The organism is Herbaspirillum sp. ST 5-3 (genome assembly GCF_004804275.1).
GTDB lineage: Bacteria > Pseudomonadota > Gammaproteobacteria > Burkholderiales > Burkholderiaceae_D > Noviherbaspirillum.
This window is the reverse complement of record NZ_STGI01000001.1, coordinates 718,170-742,462: the sequence shown is the minus strand read 5'-3', so window position 1 is coordinate 742,462 and position 24,293 is coordinate 718,170. Positions and strand designations below refer to the sequence as shown.

The window sequence follows — 24,293 nt, the reverse complement described above, 5'->3', positions numbered from 1 at the left end:
ACTTTGGCACATCGATGCCGTCGGCGCAGGAGTCCCCCTCCATTGCCTGCCCGAGAAGGCGGCGTCCATACCATTTGATCAGGCTCTGATCCCGGCGCAGGCTTGAGCGGCGATGCGTCGTCGTCGCTCACGAAGGCGCTGGCCAAGAGGAGGCATCAACATGAAACGGTTTTGCATCTCCCTCGCAGCATCCACTTCATCTCTGCTCAGCCTTGTTCCCCTGCTCGTATCCGGTGCCGCAAACGCGGGCGGCTTTGCCATCAATGAAATGAGCTCATCGAGCCTCGGCAACGCATTCGCCGGCGGTGCGGCGGCGGCGGAGGATGTCGGTACTGTCTTCTACAATCCCGCCGGCCTGACGCGTTTGCCGGGGCGTCAGTTCATGGTGAACGGCGCGGCGATTCGCCCCTCGGCGGAATTCAGCAATCGCGGTTCGGTCAGCGCAACCGGCGGGCCGCTTGCCGGCGGCAATGGCGGCGACGCCGGCGACTGGGCCTTCGTGCCCTCGCTGTTCTATGCGATGGACATCAATCCGCGCATGCGCTTCGGCATCGGCGTGCAGGCACCGTTCGGCCTCAAGACCGAATATGACGCCGGCTGGGTAGGGCGCTACCAGGCGCTCAAATCGGAACTCAAGACAGTCAACATCAATCCTGTGCTCGCGTATCAGGTCAACGAGCAGGTTTCCCTTGGAGCCGGCATCAGCGCGCAGTACATCAAAGTCGATCTGTCGCGCGCGATTGATTTCGGTACGGTATGCGTCGGCGGTCTCGGCGCGGCCGCCTGCGCGCCGGCCGGCTTCCTGCCGCAAGCGAGGGATGGCGCCGTCACCGTGGAAGGCAATGACTGGGGCTACGGGTTCAACCTCGGCGCGCTGTTCGCGCCGAATGAAAGCATGCGCTTCGGCCTCGCCTACCGTTCCAAGATCACGCACAGCCTGTCCGGCGATGCGCGCTATAGCCGGCCGGCAGGCTTGCCTGCGCCGCTCGCTGCGTCGCCCGTCTTTACCGACACTGGCGTCAGCGCCGGCCTGACCTTGCCCGATTCGTTCAGCATGAGCGCGTACGCCGATCTCAACCGGAAATGGGCAGCCATGGCTGATGCGACATGGATGCACTGGAGCCGTTTCAAGGAACTGCGCATTCACTTCAACAACGGTGCGCCTGACAGCGTTACGCCGGAGCAGTGGCGTAACACCTGGCGCGTATCGCTGGGCGTCAATTATCGCCATAACGACACATGGAAACTGCGCGGCGGCATCGCATTCGACCAGACGCCGGTGCCCAATGGCTTCCGCACGCCGCGCGTTCCCGATGCGAACCGCCGCTGGCTGGCTTTCGGCGCGCAGTTCAAGCCATCGCGGCACGGCAGTTGGGACTTCGGTTTCGCCCACCTGTTTATCCACGATGCATCGATCAACAAGGCGGAACCACCGGTGGGCGGAACGCTGATTGGCGACTACAACAACGATGTGAATATCTTGAGCGTGCAGTACAACCGCTTGTTCTGAACGGGCCGATACCGCATGGATGGCAGCGAGTCGATCATGCTGCCATCAATCGCCGAAATAGGTATCGCCGGGTTTCTGATGCTGAAATTGATAGAGGTCGCCGCTGGCGCTTGCACCGCTGGTTCCGCTCATGCCGCTTGAGTCCTGCATGCGTGTACCGGCGCAGCCTGCCAACAAGATTGCTGCGAGAATAAGGGGAAGGGTTTTCATGACAGTATCTCCGATGCAAATGAATCCTCCCTGATCAAGAACGCGTTTCGTTTTGAAACGCGTTTCAATTCGTACTGGGTTCAATATAGATGCCGCCTCTGTGAATCACTACCGGAGAATGGTGCGATGCACACGGGTTTGATATAACTCAGAGGACATGGAGACGCGGGGAAATTGCAGCGATTTCCGGCTTGACTATGGCTGGCAAGAAGCGCGAACCGCCGGCATTTTTTCGTTTGATCGCCGGCAAATCATGGCTGCATCACAAGTTCTGCGGACACCGGGAAGGAATGCGAAGTCGCGGGCCGGGCAAACTTGTTCTTGCACGGCTCGCGCATGCTGAAAGTTTCCTACAGCGGCTTCAGTCCGGCGCGCGCCTTCTCCATCCAGCCGAGCGCCGGCGCATGCAGGCTTTGTATGTAGAGACGGTCGGACGTTTCGGTCACGCCGGTCGTCTCCGGGTATGCGCCGCTCGGGTCCTGCAGGTCGGCGACGATTTTGCCATCTTCATCGAATGCGATCACGTGGCCATAGGCGGGCGGCACCGGCCACATCGACTTGGGCAGTCGCATGGTGATCTTGCGCAGGAAGGGCTTGCCGGCCATCTTGTCGATCGCCGCGCCGCGCGGTTTGGTGAAGCCGAGCCAGATGCGGCCTTGCATGCCGCGCATCAGATTGTCCGGATAACCGGGCAGATTGGACAGCACGAGGCGTGCCTGGGATGTTCCGCTCGCCGATGCCTTCGCACTTAATACCCGTGCATTCACGTCCACCTTCCACACGCGATATTCACCGGTCTCGGCCACGAACAGCGACTTCTCGTCGGCGGACAGCGCCAGACCGTTGGCGAAAGCCAGGTCGTTCATCACCACCTCCGTCTGATGGCTGACGGGGTCATGGACCAGCACGCGGCCGGTGGCAGCGTGTTCAATGATGTCGAGTACGCTCGCCTCGAAGGTGCCGCCCCATTCCTTTGCCCCGAAGCGGCGCGACGCGTCGGTGAAATAGATCTTGCCATCCTTCGCCACCACCACCGCATCGGCGTAACGAATCGGATCGTCGCCATCATCGAGCTTGACCTTGTCGACCAGTACTTCGGCCTTCTTGCCGGCATCGAGTCCGGCGCCGGCTTCGAGCGCCAGCACTCCGCGCATTGCATCGGCGGCGATCAGGCGGCCGCGCGCATCGAAATCGAAACCGAGCACGCGACCGCCGGTCGCGGCCCATACCTCGGGTGCGGAGCCGTCCGCGTTCATGCGCACGATCTTGCCGCCATCCACGGCCGCATACAGCTTGCCGTCGGGGCCAAGGGCGACATGCTCGGGGCCGGTAGCGCCACCCATCGCAATCATCGTGAGTCCGGCCAGGCGGGTATTCCTTGCATGCGCGCCGACATAGCCGGCGTCTTGCGGCGCGTTCCAGGCTTCGGGGGCCACCGGCACGGGCGCGAGCAGCAGATAGGCGACCATGGCCAGAAACAGGATAGCGATGACAAGCAGCGTCTTGCGTAGCATGAGGATGTCTCCCTTGTTGTTCAAATTGCCATGATGATCATGTCAAATGCACAATTAGGCAAGGGGCACGGTGCGTCATCAGTCGGACCTGCGTTGCTCGCTGTCCATGGTCTATTCATACAACGGGCAGGTGTCACTGCGCGTTCGGGTATTCCTTGACTGGATTGCTGGCGCGCGCGCCCATGTAAGCGGGCTGCCATCGAGGCGATGCCTGCCGGCGAACGGACAGGCATCGTCAGCAAACTCAATCGCCGAAATAGATGCTTGACGGGAAGTTGTTCTGATTATTCATCTGGGTTGTGCCTGGGCCGCTCATTGTTTCGCCCGCGCTGCCGGCACCGCTGGTTTGCCCCAATCCAGAGCAACTCGCAAGAAGAATGACCGCGAGGATTATCGAAAGGGCTTTCATGGTGGACCTCCACAGGACAGTACGTAAGATCTTCTCCGCCTCTCCTGCCAATTTCAATATAGCGCCCCTTGTCGAAGAGGCAATGGCGTGCGATGGATAAAAGCTGACCGGGGTCAAGCAGGCCGGATGCCTGGCGCATGTTCACGCCGACGCATGCGGACCGCTTGCGTTATGCTTCATGCGCTTATCGAATACGACAGGAAATTCAACATGAAAAAGAGCACTATGTATCGCCTCGCCCTCAGCCTCCTGCTGGCGGCCAACATTGGTCTTGCGCAGGGACAAGACATGCACAGCATCGACGTGAAGCAGGCGCAGCAGCTGAAAAGCCAGGGCGCCCTATTGCTCGATGTACGCGAAGCCGATGAATACGCCAGCGGCCATGCACCCGGAAGCACGCTGATCCCGGTCGGACAACTGGGTGCGCGATTGAAGGAAATCGATGCGTTCCGCAACAAGACCGTGGTGCTGATTTGCCGGTCAGGCCGGCGATCGGCGGTAGCGACGGAGATGCTTCGCAAGGCAGGCTTCAGCGATGCGAAAAATGTGGAAGGCGGGATGATTGCGTGGGAGAAGAACGGCCTGCCGCTGCTAAAGGGAATGAAGTAAGAGCGAACAGCAATGCACAAGGCGAAGACGCGCAGCGCTTCCGCCTTGTGCAGTCATCGAAGCATCAGCGCGTCACCGGCTTGAAGCGGACCCGCTTCGGCTTGGCACCTTCCTCGCCGAGGCGCTTCTTCTTGTCGGCTTCATACTCCTGGTAATTCCCGTCAAAGAACACCACCTGCGAATCGCCCTCGAAGGAGAGGATGTGCGTGGCGATGCGGTCGAGGAACCAGCGGTCATGCGAGATCACCATCACGCTGCCGGCGAATTCCAGCAAGGCATCTTCCAGCGCACGCAGCGTTTCCACGTCGAGGTCGTTGGATGGTTCGTCCAGCAGCAGCACGTTGCCGCCCATGAGCAGCGTCTTGGCCAGATGCAGGCGGCCGCGTTCGCCGCCCGACAGGTTGCCGACGATCTTCTGCTGATCCCCTCCCTTGAAGTTGAAGCGGCCGAGATAGGCGCGTGAGGGCATTTCGAAGCGGCCGACGGTGAGAATGTCGGCGCCGTTCGACACGTCTTCCCACACGGTCTTCTTGTTGTTCAGGTCTTCGCGCGACTGCTCGACCAGCGAGATCTTGGCGGTCGGGCCGACCACCACTTCGCCGCTGTCTGGTTGCTCCTTGCCCGCGATCATCTTGAACAGCGTCGACTTGCCGGCGCCGTTCGGACCGATGATGCCGACGATCGCGCCGGCGGGCACCTTGAAGCTCAGGTTGTCGATCAGCAGGCGGTCGCCGAAAGCCTTGCTCACGTTCTTGAACTCGATCACTTCATTGCCGAGGCGCTCCGCGACCGGGATGAAGATTTCCTGCGTCTCGTTGCGCTTCTGGTATTCGTATTCGCTCAACTCGTTGAAGCGGGCCAGACGCGCCTTGCTCTTGGCCTGGCGGCCCTTGGGATTCTGGCGTACCCATTCCAGTTCCTTCTGGATGGTTTTCTGGCGCGCGGATTCGCTCGACTCTTCCTGCTTCAGGCGGGCTTCCTTCTGCTCCAGCCAGGAGCTGTAATTGCCCTTCCACGGAATGCCGTGGCCGCGGTCGAGTTCGAGAATCCATTCGGCCGCGTTGTCGAGGAAGTAGCGATCATGGGTGATGGCAACCACGGTGCCGGGGAAGCGTTGCAGAAATTGCTCCAGCCAATCCACCGATTCCGCATCGAGGTGGTTGGTCGGCTCGTCCAGCAACAGCATGTCGGGTTTGGACAAGAGCAGGCGGCACAGCGCGACGCGGCGCTTCTCGCCGCCCGACAGCACGCCGATCTTGGCATCCCACGGCGGCAGGCGCAGCGCGTCGGCGGCCATTTCCAGTTGCTGGTTGAGCGTGTTGCCGTCGCTGGCGGCGATGATCGCTTCCAGGCGCGCCTGCTCGGCGGCGAGCGCATCGAAATCGGCATCCGGCTCGGCATAGGCCGCATACACGGCGTCGAGTTTTGCTTGCGCTTCGAATACTTCGCCCAGCGCGGATTCCACTGCCTGGCGCACCGTGTTTTCCGGATCGAGTTGCGGCTCCTGCGGCAGGTAGCCGATGTTCAGGCCGGGCATGGGCACGGCTTCGCCTTCGATCTCCTTGTCGACGCCGGCCATGATCTTGAGCAGTGTCGATTTGCCGGAGCCGTTCAGGCCGAGCACGCCGATCTTGGCGCCCGGGAAGAAGGACAGGGAAATGTCCTTGAGAATCTGTCGCTTGGGCGGGACGATTTTGCCCACGCGGTTCATGGTGTAGACGTATTGAGCCATAGGAATAATGCGATGAAGCCGATGAAAAGAAGAGTGTGCAAGGATAACCGATCGGGGTGACCAGCGGGGCGGGAAGGCAGCCCGCGGCGGCGATATATCACAAACGTCCAAAATCGCCATTGAGCGGGAATAAAGCCCTACTTCTGAAGTGGTTATTGGTTGATCTGGATCAACGATTCTGCTGCGCTGCGGGAATAAATTGCTTGGCAGTTTCATGTCCAACCAACCAAAAGGTAAATGCAATGAAGAAGTCAGCAGTCATCCTTGCCCTCGCAGCCCTTGGCCTCGCATCCCACGCATTCGCACAGCAAAGCCCGTGGCAAATCCGCGCCCGTGCGGTGCAGATCGACCCGGCGGACAAATCCGACGCAGGCGGTCCGCTCGCGCTGCCGGCCGACGCCATCACGGTCAGCAACAAGACCATTCCGGAAGTCGATATTTCCTATTTCTTCTCGCCGAACATCGCGGCCGAGCTGATCCTGACCTACCCGCAAAAGCATGATGTCTTCCTCTCCGGCACCAAGATCGGTACCTTCAAGCACCTGCCCCCGACACTGACGCTGCAATACCACTTCATGCCTGCGGCGCAAGTGAGCCCTTACCTTGGCGCCGGCGTGAATTACACCAACATCTCCAGCGTCAGCCTGCTCAACGGTGCAGGCGCGCTCGATCACCACAGCTTCGGACTCGCGTTGCAAGCCGGCGTGGATTTCAAGATCGACAAGAACTGGTCGCTCAACCTGGACGTGAAAAAAGTCCAGATCCGCAGCGATGTGATGGTGAGCGGCGCCAAGGTCAGTGCGGTCAAGGTTGATCCGCTGCTGATCGGCCTGGGTGTCGGCTATCGGTTCTGATCCGGCTGTGCACGTGCAATAAAAAGCCGCCGGGAAATCGGCGGCTTTGCTTTTCGCATTCAAGTACAAGGTGGACGGATTCGCTTCCGATTAAAACGAAATCCGTTTCAAGTCGATCACTTCAGCTACCCGCAGGGTGTGATCCTGCATGGCAAGCGAGGCGGCCGAAGTCTGTTCGACCAGAGCAGCATTTTGCTGGGTCATTTCGTCCATATGCGAGATCGCCTGATTGACCTGTTCAATGCCTTCGCTTTGTTCGAGGCTGGCGGCGGTGATTTCGCTCATGATGTCGGCCACCTGCTTGACCGAGTTGACGATCAGCGTCATGGTTTGTCCCGCTTCATCGACGAGCTTGCCGCCGGCGTCGACCTTCCCCACCGAATCTTCGATCAGGACCTTGATTTCCTTCGCGGCACTGGCGCTGCGTTGTGCAAGGTTGCGCACTTCCGAGGCGACGACGGCGAAGCCGCGTCCCTGTTCGCCGGCACGTGCGGCTTCCACGGCTGCGTTCAACGCCAGGATATTGGTCTGGAAGGCGATGCCGTCAATGACGCTGATGATGTCGACGATCTTGCGCGAACTGTCCTTGATCGAGCCCATGGTGTCGACGACTTGGGATACCAGATCGCCTCCCTTGACCGCAACCGACGAGGCGGACGAAACCAATTGGTTGGCTTGGCGCGCGTTGTCCGCATTCTGTTTGACGGTCATGGTGAGTTTTTCCATCGAACCGCAGGTTTGTTCAAGGCTGGATGACTGGGATTCGGTACGCGTCGATAAATCAGCGTTACCCTGGGCGATTTCGCGCGATGCCGTGGTGATTGCATCGATACCTGCGCGGGCTTCCTCGACGATGGTGCGCATGACGTCGAGCCGCTTGCTGGCAATTGCCCCGTTTTGCGCCTTGCCCATGTGTTCCTTTTTCAGCAAGATCGCCAGGTAGGACAAGACGGCCGCCTCCAACACCACATACGCTGCGTGCAGCAAGACCAGGCCGAAACTCGGTCTGGTAAAGCAGATGGTTCGATACCCCAATTCCTGCAAATAATTGAATGAGAGGTGATGAATCGCCGCGACAGCTGCCGCGACCACGATCACGCGCCAATCTTCATAGAACAGCAAGAACGCCATCAACACAAAGAAGCCGAAGTGGAACTCGGTCATCCCGTTTGCCTGGTGGATGTTGAGCGCGCAAAAAATCATCAAGGCCGCGGCCACCAGCGAGCGTGTGACAAGCCTGGTTGGGGCGGTGATCACGAAAAAGCTTGGTATGACGGCAGTCGCCAGCCCAACCACGAGAGCCGGTCCCCAAGTGTCGTTCCATTGTGCCAGCCCGAGTGAAAACAGAAAAAGGGCCCATAGCAGCACGAGGAAGAATCGCTGCACTTTGGCTATGTGTTGCTGCTCATAGGGTTGGTCGACGTGATTCATTTGCACTGTTCCGTCCTTGAGGGTGAAAAACCAGAATGCTTATGTCACTTGTATCCAGCAGCGAAGGCAGGCCTGCGGACGCCGTCGAACCTTGGAGCGGCGGAGCATCTTGCCTTTATGGCGTCGATTCTATACTTAATTTCCGTAGGACAACATCGGTAAGACAATTTCGGACATTGAATGTGGCTGGGCGATCGTAGCGCTATGACAAGGGAAATGCGCTGCGTGGCTTGGTCAGCTGGTGTCGGTGGCTGACATCATGGCGGGGACTTCTCGCCAGAGCGAATGGTCGCAGCCGGCCTGTAGGAGATTTGCCGTATTGGGCATTCGGCCGGCTACGCCCGGCCGAACACCGCGTCGCAGGCTACGGCGTGGCCTGTTTCATTTTCCAATTGCGCCACAACCCCTCCAGCGAGTACACGGCCAGCGCGCTCCAGATCATGGCGAAGCCGACCAGCCGCACACCACCGAAGGGTTCGTGGTAAAGCCAGACGCCGAGCAGCAGCTGCAGGGTGGGGCCGATGTATTGCAGCAGGCCGAGCAGCGAAAGCGGAATGCGGCGCGCGCCGTAGGCGAACATCAGGAGCGGTACCGCCGTGATCGGACCGGCCGCCACGAGCAGCAATTGCTGGGATACGGGCGCGCCGGCAAAACTGTTCTGCTGATGCGAGGCGAGCAGCAGCAGGCTGCCCACCGCGATCGGAAAGAGCAGCATCGTTTCCAGCGAAAAGCCTTCCAGCGCGCCGAGCGATGCTGTCTTGCGCAGCAATCCGTACAGCCCGAAGGTGGTTGCCAGCGCGAGTGCGATCCATGGGAATTGCGCCGTGTGCCAGGTCAGCCACAGCACGCCGCCGGCCGCCAGCGCGACCGCCGCCCACTGCGCCGGGCGCAGGCGTTCGCCGAGGATGAGATAACCCAGCAGCACGCTGAACAGCGGATTGATGAAATAGCCCAGACTGGAATCGACCACGCGTCCGTTGTTGACCGCCCAGATGTAGATGAACCAGTTGCCCGACAGGGCCAGCGCGCTGGCAGCGAAACCGGCCAGCACCTTCGGCTTGCGCACCACGTCCGCCAGCCATGACCACTGCTTGCGCCACGCGAGCACGATCACCACGAACACCAGCGACCAGACCATGCGGTGCAACAGGATTTCGACCGGGGGAACGGCTTGCAAGGCCTTGAAGTAGACGGGGAACACGCCCCAGATGGCATACGCGCAGGCGGCGTACAGTATTCCAGCTTGCATAGTGGATGGTCCAAGAACGATAGGGGCTTATTATCCCAGCAATTCAGAAATCGAGCGTTCGCGTCAAAGTGATGATCTGCGCGATTGCGCTGCGGACAGGGCATTGGCACAATGCCTTGTGTTTCACCTTTCATCAGCAGCATCACTTGTCGATTGCACATCATGAGCTCCCCTTCCGACCCGCTTCTCAACATGCTTCGCAATGCTGCATGGGCCAAATCGCTCACCGCCGAACAACTGGCGCGCGTGGAGGCGGATACGATCGAACGCTTCGTTCCCGCCGGCGGCTACGCCTGCCGCAAGGGCGAGTCGGTCGATTACTGGGTGGGCACGATGGACGGCTTGCTGAAGATGAGCTGCGTTTCGCCGGAGGGCAAGATCATCACCTTCACCGGCGTGCTCGCCGGTGCCTGGTTCGGCGAGGGATCGCTGCTCAAGGAGGGACCGCGCCAGTATGACGTCATCGCCTTGCGCGATTCGCGGCTTGCCTTGATGCCGCGCGCCACCTTCCATTGGATGCTCGACAACAGCATCGGTTTCAATCGCTTCGTGATGACGCTGCTGAACGAGCGCCTCGGCATGTTCATCTCGCTGGTCGAATTCGACCGCATGCTCGACACCACCGCGCGGCTGGCGCGATGCCTGGCCGCCTTGTTCAATCCGCACCTCAATCCGGGCATCAGCCTGAAATTGAAGATTTCACAAGAGGAGCTGGGCTACTTGTGCAATGCGTCGCGCCAGCGCGTCAACATCTCGCTCAAGCGGCTGGAAGAGGCAGGGCTGGTGACCGTGGAGTACGGCGGCGTCACCGTGCTCGACCTGGACGGCCTGCGCCGCTTCCAGTCCAGGTAGAAATTACAGCGACGTCGCCGAGCGCGCTGCCTGGTCGTACAGCCCGGACAGCATGCGCAGGAAGCGCGCCAGTTCGGCCAGCTCGAAACTCTCGGTGCCGTCGCCGCTCAGGCTCGATACCAGCACCTGTTCGCGGATTTCGAAATAGCGCTTGCACAGGTCGCGGCCGCGATCGTTTGTCGAGTACAGCACTTCCTTGCCGCGTCGTTCTGTCTGCACCAATCCCAGCGCCAGCAGTTTCTTCAGCGAGTAGTTGACCACGTGCGTGTCTTCGATATTGAGCGTGAAGGCGATGTCGGCCAGTTTCTTTTCACGCGCGCGATGGTTGATGTGATGCAGAACCAGTACGTCGGTGATGGTCATGTCCTTCATGCCGCACGCCATCATGCAGCGCACCGCCCAGCGGTTGAATGCGTTGCTGGCAATGATGAGGCCGAATTCGAACTCGCTCAGTTCGGTGCTTTTGCCGGAGGCGAGATGGGACGACGAGACGATGGGCACTTTGGAGGCCGGTGTGGGGGAGGTGGCGGTCGGGTTGTCCGACGGGCTCTTTTCTTTCGTCATTGCGGGACTCCGGATAATCGGTGCGGCGTGAGTGATGGCTGTCAGGTGAGCAGTATATTATCCGGGGCGCCATTGCCACAATGCCTGGATGGCGGCCTGCCGGCAGAGACATCGCCGGCAAGCCGCGCCTTTCACGCGTGAACCGCCCTTACTTCATTTTGGCGGGCAGGGCGGTGACGATGTCGGGGAAGAAGTAAACCAGCAGCACCGCCGCCACCATGAGCAGGAACATGGGGAACGCGGTTTTCGCAATGTGGCTGATTTCCCGCTTGGTCAAGCCCTGCAGCACGAACAGGTTGAAGCCGACCGGCGGCGTGATCTGCGCCATCTCGACCACCAGCACGATGAAGATGCCGAACCAGATCAGGTCGATGCCCGCTTTCTGTACCGTTGGCAGCAGCACCGAGATGGTCAGCACCACGATCGAAATGCCGTCGAGGAAGCAGCCGAGCACGACGAACAGCACCATCAATACCAGGATCAGCATGAAGGGCGACAGGTTGAGCGTGCCGACGAATTCCGCCAGGTGGCGCGGCAAGCCGATGAAGCCCATCGACAAGGTGAGGAAGGCGGCACCGGCAAGGATCAGGCCGATCATGCAATAGACGCGAGTAGCGCCGATCAAGCCGTCGGCGAAGACGGCCCAGGTCAGCGAGCCTTCCACGCGCGCCAGGATCAATGCGCCGGCCACGCCGAATGCCGCCGCTTCGGTCGCGGTGGCCACGCCCGAATAAATCGAACCCAGCACCGCGACGATCAGCGTCACGACCGGGATCAGATGGCGCGACGCATAGATCTTCTCGGCGAAGCTGGTCGATGCGCCGGCGGCCGGAATGGCGTCCGGATGCCGCAAGGCCCACAACATGACATAGCCCATGAACAGCACCGCCAGCAACAGGCCCGGCATCACCCCGGCGATGAACAGATCGGCGATCGACACATTGGCGGCGACGCCGTAGACGATCATGATGATGGACGGCGGAATCAGCAGCCCGAGCGTGCCGGCGCCGGCCAGCGTGCCGAGCGTGATGTCTTCCGGATAGCCGCGTTTCTTCAGTTCCGGCAAAGCGATCTTGCCGATGGTGGCACAGGTCGCGGCGGACGAACCGGACACCGCGGCGAAGATGGTGCAGCCGATGATGTTCACATGCAGCAGGCGGCCGGGCAGGCGTTCCAGCCACGGCGCAAGGCCCTTGAACATGTCTTCGGACAGCTTGCTGCGGAACAGGATTTCGCCCATCCACAGGAACAAGGGCAGCGCGGTCAATGTCCAGCTCGAGGTCGAGCCCCAGATGGTGAGCGCCATGCTGTCGCCGGCGGGACGGCTGGTGAGCATTTCCATCCCGAAGACGGCGACGCCGAGCAGGGACAGCCCGATCCACAGACCGGAGCCGAGGACCGCCAGCATGACGCCGATCAGCAGTACGGCAATGAAGATTTCCATGGTGTTCTCCGTTCGGTTTATTCGGTGCGGGCCATCTCGGCGCCTGGCATCAGGATGCGTTCCTGGTCCAGCAGCTTGAGCGCCAGGTCTTCGATGAAGGCGAGTGCCAGTCCGACACTGCCGAGCGCCATCGCGATCTGCGGAATCCACAGCGGCGTGGCATCGCTGCCCGGCGATACGTCATTCGTGACATACGAGAGCCACACCAGGCGCAGCGAGAAGTAGGCGAGATACAGGGCCAGGCCGGATGCAGCGATCAGGCACCAGTAGTCGGCCAGCTTGCGCGCATTGCCTTCGAGCTTGTTGAGGATCAGTGTCACGCGGATATGGTCGCCGTTGCGCAGCGTCGCCGGCATCGCGAGAAACAGTGCGGCGGCGATCGAGTAGCCGGCATAGGCATCCAGCCCCGGCACGTCAAAATTGAACTGTCGCCCGGCCACACCGAGCAGGATCACGGCCAGCGTCGCGATCATGAAGAGGGCCGCGAGATACAGCAGCGACCGATAGAATCCGTCGAGTAGACGCGTCATGTTTGTCTCCTTGAATAATGGCGGGCCGCGGCGATAGCAAACGGCCCGTGGCCTGTGCTTATTTCTGCTTGTAGGTATCGATGACCTGGCGCGCCTCGGCGCTGGCCGACTTCATCCATTCGGCGGTCATGGTTGCGCCTATCGTTTGCAGTTCCGTCTTGAACTGCGCATTCGGGCTTGCGACCTTCATGCCGTTGGCGGCGAGCTGCTTCGCGTACTCCTGGTCTTTTTCTTCGCTGATCTTCCATGCACGGGCCTCGGCGGCCTGCGCCGCTTTCAGCACGGCTTCCTGCGATGCCTTGTCGAGCGCGTCGAAGGATTTCTGGCTGACGATCACGGCATTTTTCGGCACCCAGGCATTGATGTCGTAGAAGTATTTGGTCTGCTCATACAGCTTGTTCTCGATGCCGCTCGCGGTCGATGTCAGGAAGTTGTCGACTGCGCCGGTGGCCAGCGCCTGGCCCAGCTCGGACAACTGGATGGTGGTCGGCTGCGCCTTCGCCAGTTGCGCGATGCGATTGGTGGCCGGGTTGTAGGCACGCATCTTGGTGCTGCGCAGATCGGTCAGCGAATTGACCGGCTTGATCGAGAACAGTCCCTGCGGCGGCCAGGGTGAGACGTAGAGCAGCTTTATGCCTTGCGCGGCGAGCAGTTTTTCGGTGGCCGGGCGCGCGGCGCTTGCCAGCTTCTTCGCTTCCGCATAGCTGGTGGCGAGGAAGGGAATCGAGTCCACGCCGTACAGCGGGTTTTCATTGGCCGCGCCGGACAGCAGGATTTCGCCGATCTGCGCCTGGCCGGTCTGCACCGCGCGCTTGATTTCATTGGCCTTGTACAGCGATCCGTTGGAATGGATCGTCATCTTCAGCTTGCCGCCGGTGGTCTTGTCGATCTCGTTGGCGAACTGCTGGATGTTCTCGGTATGGAAGCTGCTCGGCGGATAGGCAGTCGGGAAGTCCCATTTGCTCTCGGCGTGCGCTGCGTGCGTTGCGGCCGCCAATGCGGCGATGACGAGAAATTGGCGTAGCGGTTTCATGAAAGTTTCCTTGAAATTGGAATGAAGCTTGTTGCGAATATGTGCCGGATGGAGTGTCACCGTGCGGAGCGCTCGGTGGTGTACTTCAGCAGCACGCTCAATTCATCGTTGCCGGCTTTTTTCAGCCACTCGCGCGCGAGCGTTTCGCCGAGCCGATCGAGATAACTTCTGATGATGAAATCGATGGTCGAGACGCTGACCTTGTTGGCGGCGAGCTGGTTTTCCGCGCTCTGATTGCTTTCCTGGCTGAGCCGCCAGCCGCGCTCTTCCGCTGCGCGCGCTGCTTCGACCAGCTTTTCGCGTGTGCGGGTATCGAGACCGTCGTACAGCTTGCGGTCGATGAAGACCATGTTCTTGGGAATCCAGGCGCTGACCTTGTAGTAGTGCTTCAGCGAGGACCATGCCCTGGTATCGACGCCGGTGCTGCTGGAGGTGAGCATCAGATCCAGCCTCTCTTCCGCGATCGCCTTTTCCAGGTCGACCGCCTGGATGGTCATGGGTCTTGCGCCGATCAGTTCCGCGATGCGTTCGGTGGCCGGACCGTAACTGCGCATGCTCAGTCCCTTGAAGTCCTTCATCGTGCCGATTTCGCGCCGCGAATACAGGTTCTGCGGCGGCCAGGGCACGGCGTACAAGAGTTGCAGGCCTTGCTCATGCAGCAGCTTTTCCATGGCAGGACGCGATGCCGCCCACAGTCGGCGCGCATCCTCATAGCCGGCCACGATGAAGGGCAGGGCATCAATGCCGAACAGGACATGTTCCTTCGACAGGCTCGACATGATCACTTCCCCCGCGCCGGCTTTTCCCATGCGCACGCCGGCATAGATGTCGGTCGGCTTCAGCAGGCTGCCGCCCGCGTGGATCGCGAAATCGACTTGTCCGTTTGTCAGCTTTCTCGTGTCATCGGCGAATTGCTGCAGGTTGCGCGTGTGAAAGTTGTCGGCACCGTAGGCGGTCGCAAGATCGACATGCACGGCGCCGGCTTGCGCCACTCCCGTCGGCATTGCCAGAGTGAAAAAGAAGCCCAAAAAGAGGCCTTTTCCCAACCGGCGCATCACCCTTTGGATCGTTTTCATGCCTGTCTCCTTTGATGTGTTCCTGCTCTTTTTTCTTGAATCTTAGTATTTTAATCTGTAATATGTCAACAAATTATAAATAAATCGTCGATGAAAAGAAGATGTGTCGTCGATAAATTAAATCAATCAAGGAGTCGCCGGCCCATCGGCGGCGCACAAGGAGACAGAAGAAATGACAAAAGACCAGGCCTGCCGCAGCAGGCGCCATTCGGTCGGCAATCCGGTGGAGAGCGTTTTCAGCGGTCGCCGGCCGGCCGCAATCCATGCAATGCAGACCACCCTGAAGGAACTCGCGTCATTGCGCGAGCTGTCCGGACTCAATGTTCATGCCGCGCGCGCGGCCTCTTCCTTTTAGAAAGGCGACACCATGCATCAAGCACAGACAGGACATACGGAACAGGACAAACGCTGGCAGTTCTGGATCGACCGCGGCGGCACCTTTACCGACATCGTTGCCCGCCGTCCGGACGGCACGCTGATCACGCACAAGCTGCTGTCGGAGAACCCGGAGCAGTACAGGGACGCGGCGGTGGCCGGCATCAAGCATCTGCTCGGCCTGCGGCCGGCCGATACCATTTCGCCGGAACTGGTCGAAGCGGTGAAGATGGGCACCACCGTCGCCACCAATGCACTGCTGGAGCGCAAGGGCGATCCGACCGCGCTGCTGATCACCAGGGGTTTTCGCGATGCCTTGCGCATCGCCTACCAGAACCGCCCGCGCCTGTTCGACCGCCACATCGTGCTGCCAGAACTGCTGTACCAGGAAGTGGTCGAGATCGACGAGCGCATCGGCGCGCACGGCGAAGTCCTCACGCCGCTCGATCCGCTGCAGGTCAGGCGCGAACTGAGCGCACTGTATGCCAAGGGATTGCGCGCGGTCGCCATCGTGCTCATGCATGGCTATCGCTTTACCCTGCATGAAGAGGCGATCGAGCGCATCGCCGCCGAGATCGGCTTCACCCAGATCTCGGTATCGCACAAGGTCAGCCCGCTGATGAAACTGGTGTCGCGCGGCGACACCACCGTGGTCGATGCTTACCTGTCGCCGATCCTGCGCCGCTATGTCGATCAGGTCGCGTGCCAGATGGAGGGCGTGCGCCTGCTGTTCATGCAGAGCAACGGCGGATTGACCGACGCCCATCGCTTCCAGGGCAAGGACTCGATCCTGTCCGGGCCGGCCGGCGGCATCGTCGGCATGGCGCGCACCGCGAAGACGGCGGGCTTCGAGAAAATCATCGGCTTCGACATGGGCGGCACCTCCACCGACGTGTCGCACTATGCCGGCGAATTCGAGCGCGAATTCGAAACGCAGGTGGCCGGCGTGCGCATGCGTGCGCCGATGATGAGCATCCACACCGTCGCTGCCGGCGGCGGCTCCATCCTGCATTTCGACGGATCGCGCTACCGCGTCGGTCCCGACAGCGCCGGGGCCAATCCTGGCCCGGCCAGCTATCGTCGCGGCGGCAAGCTGGCGGTCACCGACTGCAATGTCATGCTGGGCAAGATCCAGCCGAAATATTTCCCTGCCGTGTTCGGCCCGAACGCCGACCAGACGCTGGATCGCGATGCGGTCGTGCAGAAATTCACCGAGATGGCGGAAGAGATCTACCGCGCCACCGGCAAGCGCCGCACGCCGGAAGAGGTGGCCGAAGGCTTCATCGAAATCGCGGTGGGCAACATGGCCAATGCGATCAAATTCATTTCGGTGCAGCGCGGCCATGACGTGACCGACTACACCTTGACGACCTTCGGCGGCGCCGGCGGCCAGCACGCCTGCCTGGTCGCGGATGCGCTCGGCATGACGCGCGTGTTCGCACATCCGTTTGCCGGCGTGCTGTCGGCCTACGGCATGGGCCTGGCCGATCAGACTGCGATGCGCGAGCAGGCCATCGAAACAGTTCTGTCAGCATCGGCACTTGCGAGCGTCGAAGCTGCATTGCAGCGCCTGGCCGGCGAGGGCCGCGACGACCTGATCGCGCAAGGCGTGGAGCCGGCGCGCATCCGCACCGTCGAACGCGCGCATCTGCGCTACGAAGGAACGGATTCGGTGATCGTGGTGCAGTTTGATACGATGGCGCGCATGATCGAGCAGTTCGAGACTGCATACAAGAAGCGCTACTCCTTCCTCATGCCGGACAAGGCGCTGGTGATCGAGGCCGTTTCGGTGGAAGCCATCGGCCTTGCCGAAGAAGCGTCCGCGCATATGGAAGAACTGGAACCACGCTGCGGCGCATTGCGTCCGGCGGAAATCGTGCAGCTGTTCTCCGGCGGCAAATGGCACGACACCGCGCTCTACCGGCGCGAAGACACGCGCCCCGGCGACATCATCCATGGTCCGGCCATCATCGCGGAAAAGAACGCGACCAATATCATCGAACCCGGCTGGCGCGCGGAAGTCACGCGCCTGAACCACCTGGTGTTCACACGCGTCGAAGCGCGCCAGCAGCGCAAGGCCATCGGCACCGACGCCGACCCGGTGATGCTGGAAGTCTTCAACAACCTGTTCATGTCGATCGCCGAGCAGATGGGCCTGCGGCTGCAGAACACCGCCTTCTCGGTCAACATCAAGGAGCGACTCGACTTCTCCTGCGCGCTGTTCGACGCCGACGGCAACCTGATCGCCAACGCGCCGCACATCCCTGTGCACCTCGGCTCCATGGGCGAAAGCATCAAGACGGTCATCCGCGAGAACGCAGGCAAGATGCAGCCGGGCGACGTCTTCATGCTGAACGATCCCTACCACGGCGGCACGCACCTGCCCGACGTCACCGTCATCACGCCCGCCTTCGACCGCAGCGGTACCAAGGTCCTGTTCTATGCCGCCTCGCGCGGCCACCATGCCGACATCGGCGGCATCACGCCGGGATCGATGCCGGCCGACAGCAAGGTGGTCGAAGAAGAGGGCGTGCTGATCAACAACTTCCAGCTGGTGAAAGGCGGACGCTTCCTTGAAGAAGAAACCGTCGCGCTGCTGTCATCGGGCAAATACCCCGCGCGCAACATCCGGCAGAACCTCGCCGACCTGCAGGCGCAGATCGCCGCCAACCAGAAGGGCGTGGAAGAACTGCTGAAGATGGTCGACCACTTCGGCCTCGACGTGGTGCAGGCCTACATGCGGCATGTGCAGGACAACGCGGAAGAAGCGGTGCGGCGCGTGATCAGCGCCTTGAAGGACAGCAGCTACACCTACCGGCTCGACAATGGCGCGGTGATCCAGGTCGCCATCCGCGTCGATCGCGCCAAGCGCACCGCCGACATCGACTTCAGCGGCACCTCGCCGCAACTGCCGAACAACTTCAACGCGCCCAGTGCCATCAGCATGGCTGCGGTTCTGTATGTGTTCCGCACCCTGGTCGACGACGAAATCCCGCTCAACGCCGGCTGCCTGAAACCGCTGAACGTGATCATTCCGGAAGGCTCGATGCTTAACCCGCGCTACCCGGCGGCGGTCGTGTCCGGCAATGTGGAGACATCAAGCTGCGTGACCAATGCGCTGTACGGCGCGCTGGGCGTGCTGGCCGGCGCACCCGGCACCATGAACAACTTCACCTTCGGCAATGAGGAGTACCAGTATTACGAAACCATCTCGGGCGGCTCTGGCGCGGGCGAGGGATTCAAGGGCACGGACGTCGTGCAGACGCACATGACCAACTCGCGGCTGACCGATCCGGAAGTGCTCGAATGGCGTTATCCGGTACGGCTCGACAGCTATGAAATCCGCGCGGGATCGGGCGGTCGCGGCCGCTGGCAGGGCGGCAATGGCGGCGTACGCAAGATACGCTTCCTGCAGAAGATGACGGCATCGATTCTGTCGAATAATCGCGTTGTTGCACCGTTTGGATCGGCGGGCGGTGGCGATGGGAAGTGTGGGCGGAATTATGTGATCCGGGCCGATGGACGCGTGGAGGAGCTGGGTTTCGTGTCGAGCACGGAGATGCAGCCGGGGGATGTGTTTGTCATCGAGACGCCCGGCGGCGGTGGGTATGGCGCAGTGGTCGATATGCTGAAGGACGAGGGGAGGGAGGTAAAGTCGGACGCTGATGCCTTTGCATGACGCTGGGCGTTGATGGCAGCTGTAGCGACGGCACAATTCCCGTCGCTACAGCTGTCAGTCGACCAGAAGGCACGAAAAGGAACGCGCTTGTGCCTGATGATGTCTTGATCGACGCCAGTCGCCCCTTGGCGGAAACAAATTTCGTCAGAAAGCGATCATCTAACCAGATGAACCAACGAAACAGAGGCCAACGCCAGCATCAAATTCGGCCAGCCTATTTTCGCTGATCGCGACTTAGCCGGCCTTGCAGCCAGTAAGCGCCTGGAAACGGTGATCCAGTCCGAATGCGATTAGCTTTGGATGGTGGGTGATGTACTCCCAGATTTCCTCACGGGTGTTGAGCGGGCCATGCCCGTAGATGCTGTCCAGCGATTTCAGGGTAACGACGATAAGCTGATTCTTGCAGTACTTGCGGATCACTTCAGATGAGGCGTAGCGCTCCTGCTGTAATTGACCGATGAGCCAAAGCACCGGCCGCCACCAGTCGTAGGCGAAGTCACAGTGTTTGATGACAGTTGCGGAGGACTCGCGCTGTGCAAGCATGGCAAAGAAATTGAGCATGTTGTCTAGCATGAGGCGATCGGCGCGGTCAGCATGAACCATGTCCTCTTCGCTTTTGTTCTTCTTCGCTTCGTCCAATTCGCACAGGGTGGCGGTGCTGGCAACAGGGAACGGCAGCTGCTCAACGACAAACAGGCGGCTCGCCAGGAATTCGGCGTATTCGCGATTTTTGACTGCCGCCAGAAGTGCACGGAAAGAACAATCCTTGACGTGCTGGAACTCCAGGCTGGTGAAGGTCTGAAACAGTTCGAAAATGGAGCGTTCAATCTCCTCGCGCCGGGCGACTTTCGATTCCTCGACCTGAAACAACAGGGTGCTGATCACCCCGCCAAAGGCTAGCGCGGTGAACAGGACATTGAGCCCGTTATATATCTTGTCAAATGGCTCGCTAAAAGTGGTGTCTGGCACGAGGCTCCTTGCGATTGGATAGGCCATTAGCCAGACAAGGACGATCATGATCATGATGGCGAAATGCAGTTTTGGTGATTTTGATGCCCTCATCAGAAATTCCCTTTACGTTTGGTGCCGGTGACAGGATGGATCTGCCTGGCGCTGGATAAATTGCGCGCAAAGCCGCCATGATAATGCTGACAAGGAAGAATCCGCATCAATCATTGAATGACCTTGATGCTGTCCTTTCTGAGTCGCATTTTCGAATTCTGCTTGCAGGGCACCTCCGTCCACCCTCTCAGGCATGATGCCGGGTTGGGAAGGTCAAATGCTGGAGGCTCTTACGTCACCGAGGCGCAGCTGGTGGTAACGCTCGAAGGGTCAACGAGACAGCGCGTACGAGCAGTGCCGCGCCTCGCCGCGGCACCATGCTTGCTCATTGCAGCCGCACGCGGTCTTCCACTTCGATCAGGTGATTCGTGACATCAGCGTCACATGGACGAAGCAGCGAGACGTGTATCTGCTCTTGCGTAATCTTGAAGAAAGCGGTCCCGGCATTCCCTTCGGCCGGGATCAAGACCTCTCTGCCGCCAGACAGATCGCATGGCCCGCTGATGGACGAATCCAGGAGGGACAGAACGTCTTCCGGCATGGGGTGTGACGGCATCTGCTCAAGCAGCTTTCCCAGCTTCCTGTGCCGATCGACGGATGCTTGTCGTGGACGTGCATAGTCCGCAGTGCCTGTTCTCAGCAGATGGTTGGTGTGCCAGTATTTATTGGAAATCGGCACAAGCGTGGAATCGAAGGAATCCGCTTCAATGCCAACCATCACGAATTCCCCGGCGGCAGCCAGGATGTGGTGACACGAGCCGACGCGCTCGATCTCGATGGCCAGCTCGATCGCATCTCCGAGCGAACTGGTATCGAGCACGGCGCGCGCGATGACGGCGCTCGGGATTCCGAAGCTGAATTCTCCGCCCTCGATATTGTCGACAATCTGAACAATTCCGGCACGATTCGCGGCGCACCCAAAACCCGGAAGGCAGCCGGGCATGGACAAGGCCAGAAAACCGGGTTTACCTTCCGGCCGGATGTCGAGGACTTCGCTGGCGCTGGCGAGGTCGGACTGGTCGCACAGATTTTGCGCGACCAGTCCGGCGCCCAATCGGTTGATCGCGATCGAGCTGCTGGCAATGCCGGTCGCGGCAAGAAGGTCGCATCGGCAATTCCACAAGAACACGTCCGCGGGATCCATTCCCAGACCTGCGCCCATGCCGCAAATTTCGTCCCAATATGCGGGAAAGGTTTTTTTCGTCCGGTCGATCAGCCTGCAAAGCACGCGGCCTCCGCGCCACTTCTGCAGGCGTTGCCAGTCCGCGCACTCAAGCAGTCCCTTGATGGCATGCCTACCCAATCGTCCAAGTGCTTCCCCGATTGCATAGGGCTTTCCTTCGATTATTCGAGTCATGGTGTGATCTCCTGCTTCACGCTGTGATGGAACAAGGGAATGGTTTTTGTCGCAGGCGATGCCTGTCATCGTTGCACCGCCATCAAAGGTCAAAATCGCCACAGGCTTCCGGCTGATAGAGGATAGTCAGCACCCGCATGCCAGTCAGACGGCCGCTACGTCTTCGCCAATAGATTTCCTGTCCGCGCGCAAGCCCAAGTACTGCGGCGCCGACCGGAGCAAGGACCGAAATATTGCCTGGATCGGTTGCGAGCCACGGATACGAAAGCGTAAATCCATATTCGGCCTGGCTATCGATCTCCAGCATCAGCACGCGAGAGTTCATCGTCACGACATCCGGCGGCATCGCCTCCGGCGCGAGGATACGGGCCAGTGCAAGTTTTTGATGAAGCAAAGTCGACGCATGTGATTGTTCCGGCTTTTCGGATGCCAGCAGCTTCCGAAGACGACGCCGATCGACCGCGGATATCACCACGGTACTTGAATGACTCAGCTCTTGTTGCATGGGGGCCTCCATGGTTTGAATCGCGCTTGACGGCTCGCCGCCCCAGATTACTTGCGCTCAAGAAGAGACCGGAGGCAAGACACAATGGCATCATCTCCGGTTCCGCAAGTGATAATGCGGGCAAAACCCAACGATCTGGCACTTGCCGCGATCCTGTGATGCGACACCAGCAGATACTGTTCACGCGCATCCCTTGCTCCACGCAAGCCATGAATCGTCTTCGCCATCTCCAGCAGCACGGCGACCGACTCGCCGCTCGTCATCACCCAGCAGTGACGCTGTTCGAGCAAGGCACTTAATCTCGCGATTCTTGTTGCGTCCATCTCCGGGGCAATTCTTCGATATGCCGCGATGCAGTCGACCCAGACCTGGTTCTTTGTCAGCGCCCTGGCGAGGTAATCGCGGCCCGACTCCGCTCTGACGATGAGTACCCTTCGATGACGGAGCGTTGCGAGATCCAGGCGTGCAAAAAGCGACTTCGAGTCTTGTGACTGACCCGGCCATGGGCTGACGATCTTGATGCTGTCCTCGTCCAATCCGAATTGTGCGAGCCGCATGCGGGTGCCCTCGCCGACTACCGCGCACGCCAGCCGATCCGGCCAGTGAGCAACGCGCGGAAGAAATGCGTCAACCGCATTCGCGCTGACGAAAACGACCATCGCGTAGTCATGCAGTCTGCTCGCTGCCGAATCGATCTCAAGTTCATCCGGAGCAGGGAGGATGTCAAGGAGCGGAAAGACTGTGGTCGTCAGCCCCATCGCAGCGATTCGATCGGATAGCGATTGCGCCTGCCCAATTGGCCGGGTGACCACGATTGACGCGGGCAGGGGCGTAGTGCTTGCCTGGCATTCCATTGCAGTGCTCATTCAATCGACTTGAATATCAGTGATGCGCGATGGCGGATTGCGTATTGCATCTTGATGCGTCGTCGAGAATGTTTCTCACCTTGCCCACAACAAGTTCCGCCAAGCCTGGCATCTCGTCCTTTTCTCAACGACAGGCGTACCCGTTATTTTTCCCGGCGCAGCATCACCGCTGCCGGTCGAATGACGCGGCCATTGAGTTCGTACCCCTTGCGTTCAGTCGAGGCGATCCTTTCTCTCTCGCCGATTCGGCTGCCGACCGAGACAGATCTGTGCCTTTCGGCATCGAATCTCTCTCCGGGCTGCGGGCATATCTCGAGCAAGCCGTTCCGCTGGAACGCGTTGTCCAGCTGCTTGAGACTGAGAGCAAGGCCCGCCTTCAGGGCATTTGCATCCGATGTGTCGATCTTCAGAGCCGCCTCGAGCGTGTCCTTGAATGGCAGCAACGCCTTCGCAAAGATTTCGATCGCGAACTTGTATGCATGGGCGAGATCCGATTCTGCGCGGTGCCGCGCATACTCGCTCTCGCCGAGTGCATTTCGTATTGCGCGCTGTAATTCCTCGGAACGCATTTCGATTTCCGCCAACCGGACCGCCATTCTCTGTCTGCCTACATCACGGCCGCTATCTTGCGTTGTGTCGGCCGTTTCCGGATGGCTGTTTGGCGTCGTGTTCATATCTCGCATCATTGCCTCTTCGAGTGATTGATCCCGGGGTGTCGTGTCAACCGCGCATGCCACGTTTGCTCTGCATGCCGGACGAGCGAGTTTCCTGTCCTCCGGCAGGGCGGGCAGTCGGCTCGTTCGCTACGCTTAGCCGAGGTTCGATTGCGACGATTTCGACGCGCTGTTGCTTGCCAAACGGGAGACTGACTTCCACGATGCTGCCGACAGGACGCCCGACTAGCGACATCGCGAGCGGAGCAAGAATCGAAATGCGTGCGAGCGCGGCGTTGTGGTCATGCGGGCTGACGATATGGATGGAATGCAGTTCGCCCGAACCGACTACGCGATAGGTCACTTCCGTGTAGAGCGCGACGCAGTCATTCCGCCGCGCGTTCTCGGGAAGAAGGATTGATGTCGAAACGAGCTCGACGAGATCCTCGGCAAAATTCATTCTGGCGTCCTGCGTGCGCAGCAGGTGCTCGGCCAAGGTGCTGAGGGTGCTGGCGTCGTCTTGTGACAAGAAGCGTTGATTTTTCATGGCAAAAAAGATCCCTGCGGCCGCTGCGCAGGACGCAGGGCCGACAATAGAAATGCACGGTACGAGACGCACCGAGGGCGTCAATAAACCTTCAGGATTTCGTGTGGGGGCTCGGGAGTGCTGAGAAGGCCGGGTGGCTCTCTCAGGCGCTCACCGAGCCTAAGAGAGGAAGGCGGGAACTCGGACGGAGAGCCGCGTGCCGAGGGCGCGCGATGCGGAATATCCGCGCAGC

The 24,293-nt window shown here is 60.3% G+C and carries 23 protein-coding genes; 6 read left to right on the top strand and 17 right to left on the bottom strand.

Translation table 11 applies throughout. The annotated features are described in order from the left end of the window. Nucleotides 1-160 precede the first annotated feature (160 nt). Entirely contained in the window at nt 161-1,510 is a 1,350-nt protein-coding gene (locus E6W33_RS03535; protein ID WP_136414303.1) for an outer membrane protein transport protein, read from the top strand. Between the two features lie 45 nt (nt 1,511-1,555). Here the strand turns inward: E6W33_RS03535 and E6W33_RS26905 are convergent, their stop codons facing one another. The 3 genes from E6W33_RS26905 to E6W33_RS26900 all read right to left on the bottom strand — a co-directional run bounded on the left by E6W33_RS26905 (nt 1,556) and on the right by E6W33_RS26900 (nt 3,643). Then, nucleotides 1,556-1,720, bottom strand: a complete 165-nt coding sequence (locus E6W33_RS26905) for a hypothetical protein (RefSeq protein ID WP_168798503.1) — start codon at nt 1,718-1,720, stop codon at nt 1,556-1,558. A 350-nt stretch (nt 1,721-2,070) separates the two neighbouring features. After that, complete coding sequence (locus E6W33_RS03530) at nt 2,071-3,234, bottom strand: SMP-30/gluconolactonase/LRE family protein (protein ID WP_136414301.1); 1,164 nt, start codon at nt 3,232-3,234, stop codon at nt 2,071-2,073. A 244-nt stretch (nt 3,235-3,478) separates the two neighbouring features. After that, nucleotides 3,479-3,643, bottom strand: a complete 165-nt coding sequence (locus E6W33_RS26900; protein ID WP_168798502.1) for a hypothetical protein — start codon at nt 3,641-3,643, stop codon at nt 3,479-3,481. A gap of 210 nt (nt 3,644-3,853) precedes the next feature. On the opposite strand from E6W33_RS26900, the gene E6W33_RS03525 reads away from it, so the two are divergent. Continuing rightward, on the top strand, nt 3,854-4,252 hold the full coding sequence (locus E6W33_RS03525; protein WP_247869493.1) for a rhodanese-like domain-containing protein: 399 nt from the start codon (nt 3,854-3,856) through the stop codon (nt 4,250-4,252). A 64-nt stretch (nt 4,253-4,316) separates the two neighbouring features. Here E6W33_RS03525 and ettA read toward each other — a convergent pair whose 3' ends face one another. Then, nucleotides 4,317-5,984 (bottom strand): energy-dependent translational throttle protein EttA, encoded by a 1,668-nt coding sequence (ettA, locus tag E6W33_RS03520; protein ID WP_136414299.1) that lies wholly within the window; start codon nt 5,982-5,984, stop codon nt 4,317-4,319. 242 nt (nt 5,985-6,226) lie between these two features. On the opposite strand from ettA, the gene E6W33_RS03515 reads away from it, so the two are divergent. Then, complete coding sequence (locus E6W33_RS03515) at nt 6,227-6,838, top strand: OmpW family outer membrane protein (protein ID WP_136414297.1); 612 nt, start codon at nt 6,227-6,229, stop codon at nt 6,836-6,838. A gap of 90 nt (nt 6,839-6,928) precedes the next feature. Here the strand turns inward: E6W33_RS03515 and E6W33_RS27790 are convergent, their stop codons facing one another. After that, a complete protein-coding gene (locus tag E6W33_RS27790) occupies nt 6,929-8,269 on the bottom strand; it encodes a methyl-accepting chemotaxis protein (protein ID WP_136414294.1) in 1,341 nt (446 codons plus the stop codon). Between the two features lie 364 nt (nt 8,270-8,633). Then, nucleotides 8,634-9,518, bottom strand: coding sequence for an EamA family transporter RarD (gene rarD / locus E6W33_RS03505; protein WP_136414292.1), 885 nt, complete (start codon nt 9,516-9,518; stop codon nt 8,634-8,636). A 162-nt stretch (nt 9,519-9,680) separates the two neighbouring features. Between rarD and E6W33_RS03500 the strand changes: the two genes are divergently transcribed. Then, entirely contained in the window at nt 9,681-10,370 is a 690-nt protein-coding gene (locus tag E6W33_RS03500) for a Crp/Fnr family transcriptional regulator (protein ID WP_247869492.1), read from the top strand. Nucleotides 10,371-10,373: 3 nt separating this feature from the next. Here the strand turns inward: E6W33_RS03500 and E6W33_RS03495 are convergent, their stop codons facing one another. The 5 genes from E6W33_RS03495 to E6W33_RS03475 form a co-directional block, all read right to left on the bottom strand. After that, nucleotides 10,374-10,934: a winged helix DNA-binding protein gene (locus tag E6W33_RS03495; RefSeq protein ID WP_136414290.1), complete on the bottom strand. Its 561-nt coding sequence runs from the start codon at nt 10,932-10,934 to the stop codon at nt 10,374-10,376. 148 nt (nt 10,935-11,082) lie between these two features. Beyond that, complete coding sequence (locus E6W33_RS03490) at nt 11,083-12,378, bottom strand: TRAP transporter large permease subunit (RefSeq protein ID WP_136414288.1); 1,296 nt, start codon at nt 12,376-12,378, stop codon at nt 11,083-11,085. 17 nt (nt 12,379-12,395) lie between these two features. After that, nucleotides 12,396-12,908 carry a TRAP transporter small permease gene (locus E6W33_RS03485; RefSeq protein ID WP_136414286.1) on the bottom strand — a complete coding sequence of 171 codons (513 nt, stop codon included), beginning with the start codon at nt 12,906-12,908 and terminating at the stop codon, nt 12,396-12,398. A 58-nt stretch (nt 12,909-12,966) separates the two neighbouring features. After that, nucleotides 12,967-13,941, bottom strand: coding sequence for a TRAP transporter substrate-binding protein (locus E6W33_RS03480; protein ID WP_136414284.1), 975 nt, complete (start codon nt 13,939-13,941; stop codon nt 12,967-12,969). 56 nt (nt 13,942-13,997) lie between these two features. Next, nucleotides 13,998-15,017, bottom strand: a complete 1,020-nt coding sequence (locus tag E6W33_RS03475) for a TRAP transporter substrate-binding protein (RefSeq protein WP_136414282.1) — start codon at nt 15,015-15,017, stop codon at nt 13,998-14,000. Between the two features lie 172 nt (nt 15,018-15,189). Here E6W33_RS03475 and E6W33_RS03470 point away from each other — a divergent pair, with 172 nt between their 5' ends. Both E6W33_RS03470 and E6W33_RS03465 read left to right on the top strand, forming a co-directional pair. After that, entirely contained in the window at nt 15,190-15,372 is a 183-nt protein-coding gene (locus E6W33_RS03470) for a hypothetical protein (protein ID WP_136414280.1), read from the top strand. Between the two features lie 12 nt (nt 15,373-15,384). Continuing rightward, a complete protein-coding gene (locus E6W33_RS03465) occupies nt 15,385-19,071 on the top strand; it encodes a hydantoinase B/oxoprolinase family protein (protein ID WP_136414277.1) in 3,687 nt (1,228 codons plus the stop codon). A gap of 234 nt (nt 19,072-19,305) precedes the next feature. On the opposite strand, the gene E6W33_RS03460 is transcribed toward E6W33_RS03465, so the two are convergent. The 6 genes from E6W33_RS03460 to E6W33_RS03435 all read right to left on the bottom strand — a co-directional run bounded on the left by E6W33_RS03460 (nt 19,306) and on the right by E6W33_RS03435 (nt 24,061). Then, complete coding sequence (locus tag E6W33_RS03460; RefSeq protein ID WP_211097216.1) at nt 19,306-20,133, bottom strand: hypothetical protein; 828 nt, start codon at nt 20,131-20,133, stop codon at nt 19,306-19,308. Between the two features lie 325 nt (nt 20,134-20,458). Further along, nucleotides 20,459-21,490: a C45 family peptidase gene (locus E6W33_RS03455; protein WP_168798501.1), complete on the bottom strand. Its 1,032-nt coding sequence runs from the start codon at nt 21,488-21,490 to the stop codon at nt 20,459-20,461. An 82-nt stretch (nt 21,491-21,572) separates the two neighbouring features. Then, the gene (gene rnk, locus E6W33_RS03450) at nt 21,573-21,995 is read right to left on the bottom strand and encodes a nucleoside diphosphate kinase regulator (protein ID WP_168798500.1); all 423 of its coding nucleotides are present in this window, start codon (nt 21,993-21,995) and stop codon (nt 21,573-21,575) included. Nucleotides 21,996-22,042: 47 nt separating this feature from the next. After that, a complete protein-coding gene (locus E6W33_RS03445; protein WP_136414271.1) occupies nt 22,043-22,861 on the bottom strand; it encodes a uroporphyrinogen-III synthase in 819 nt (272 codons plus the stop codon). A 143-nt stretch (nt 22,862-23,004) separates the two neighbouring features. Beyond that, nucleotides 23,005-23,535: a nucleotide exchange factor GrpE gene (grpE, locus tag E6W33_RS03440; RefSeq protein ID WP_168798499.1), complete on the bottom strand. Its 531-nt coding sequence runs from the start codon at nt 23,533-23,535 to the stop codon at nt 23,005-23,007. A gap of 46 nt (nt 23,536-23,581) precedes the next feature. Further along, nucleotides 23,582-24,061 carry a GreA/GreB family elongation factor gene (locus E6W33_RS03435; protein ID WP_136414267.1) on the bottom strand — a complete coding sequence of 160 codons (480 nt, stop codon included), beginning with the start codon at nt 24,059-24,061 and terminating at the stop codon, nt 23,582-23,584. Nucleotides 24,062-24,293 lie beyond the last annotated feature (232 nt).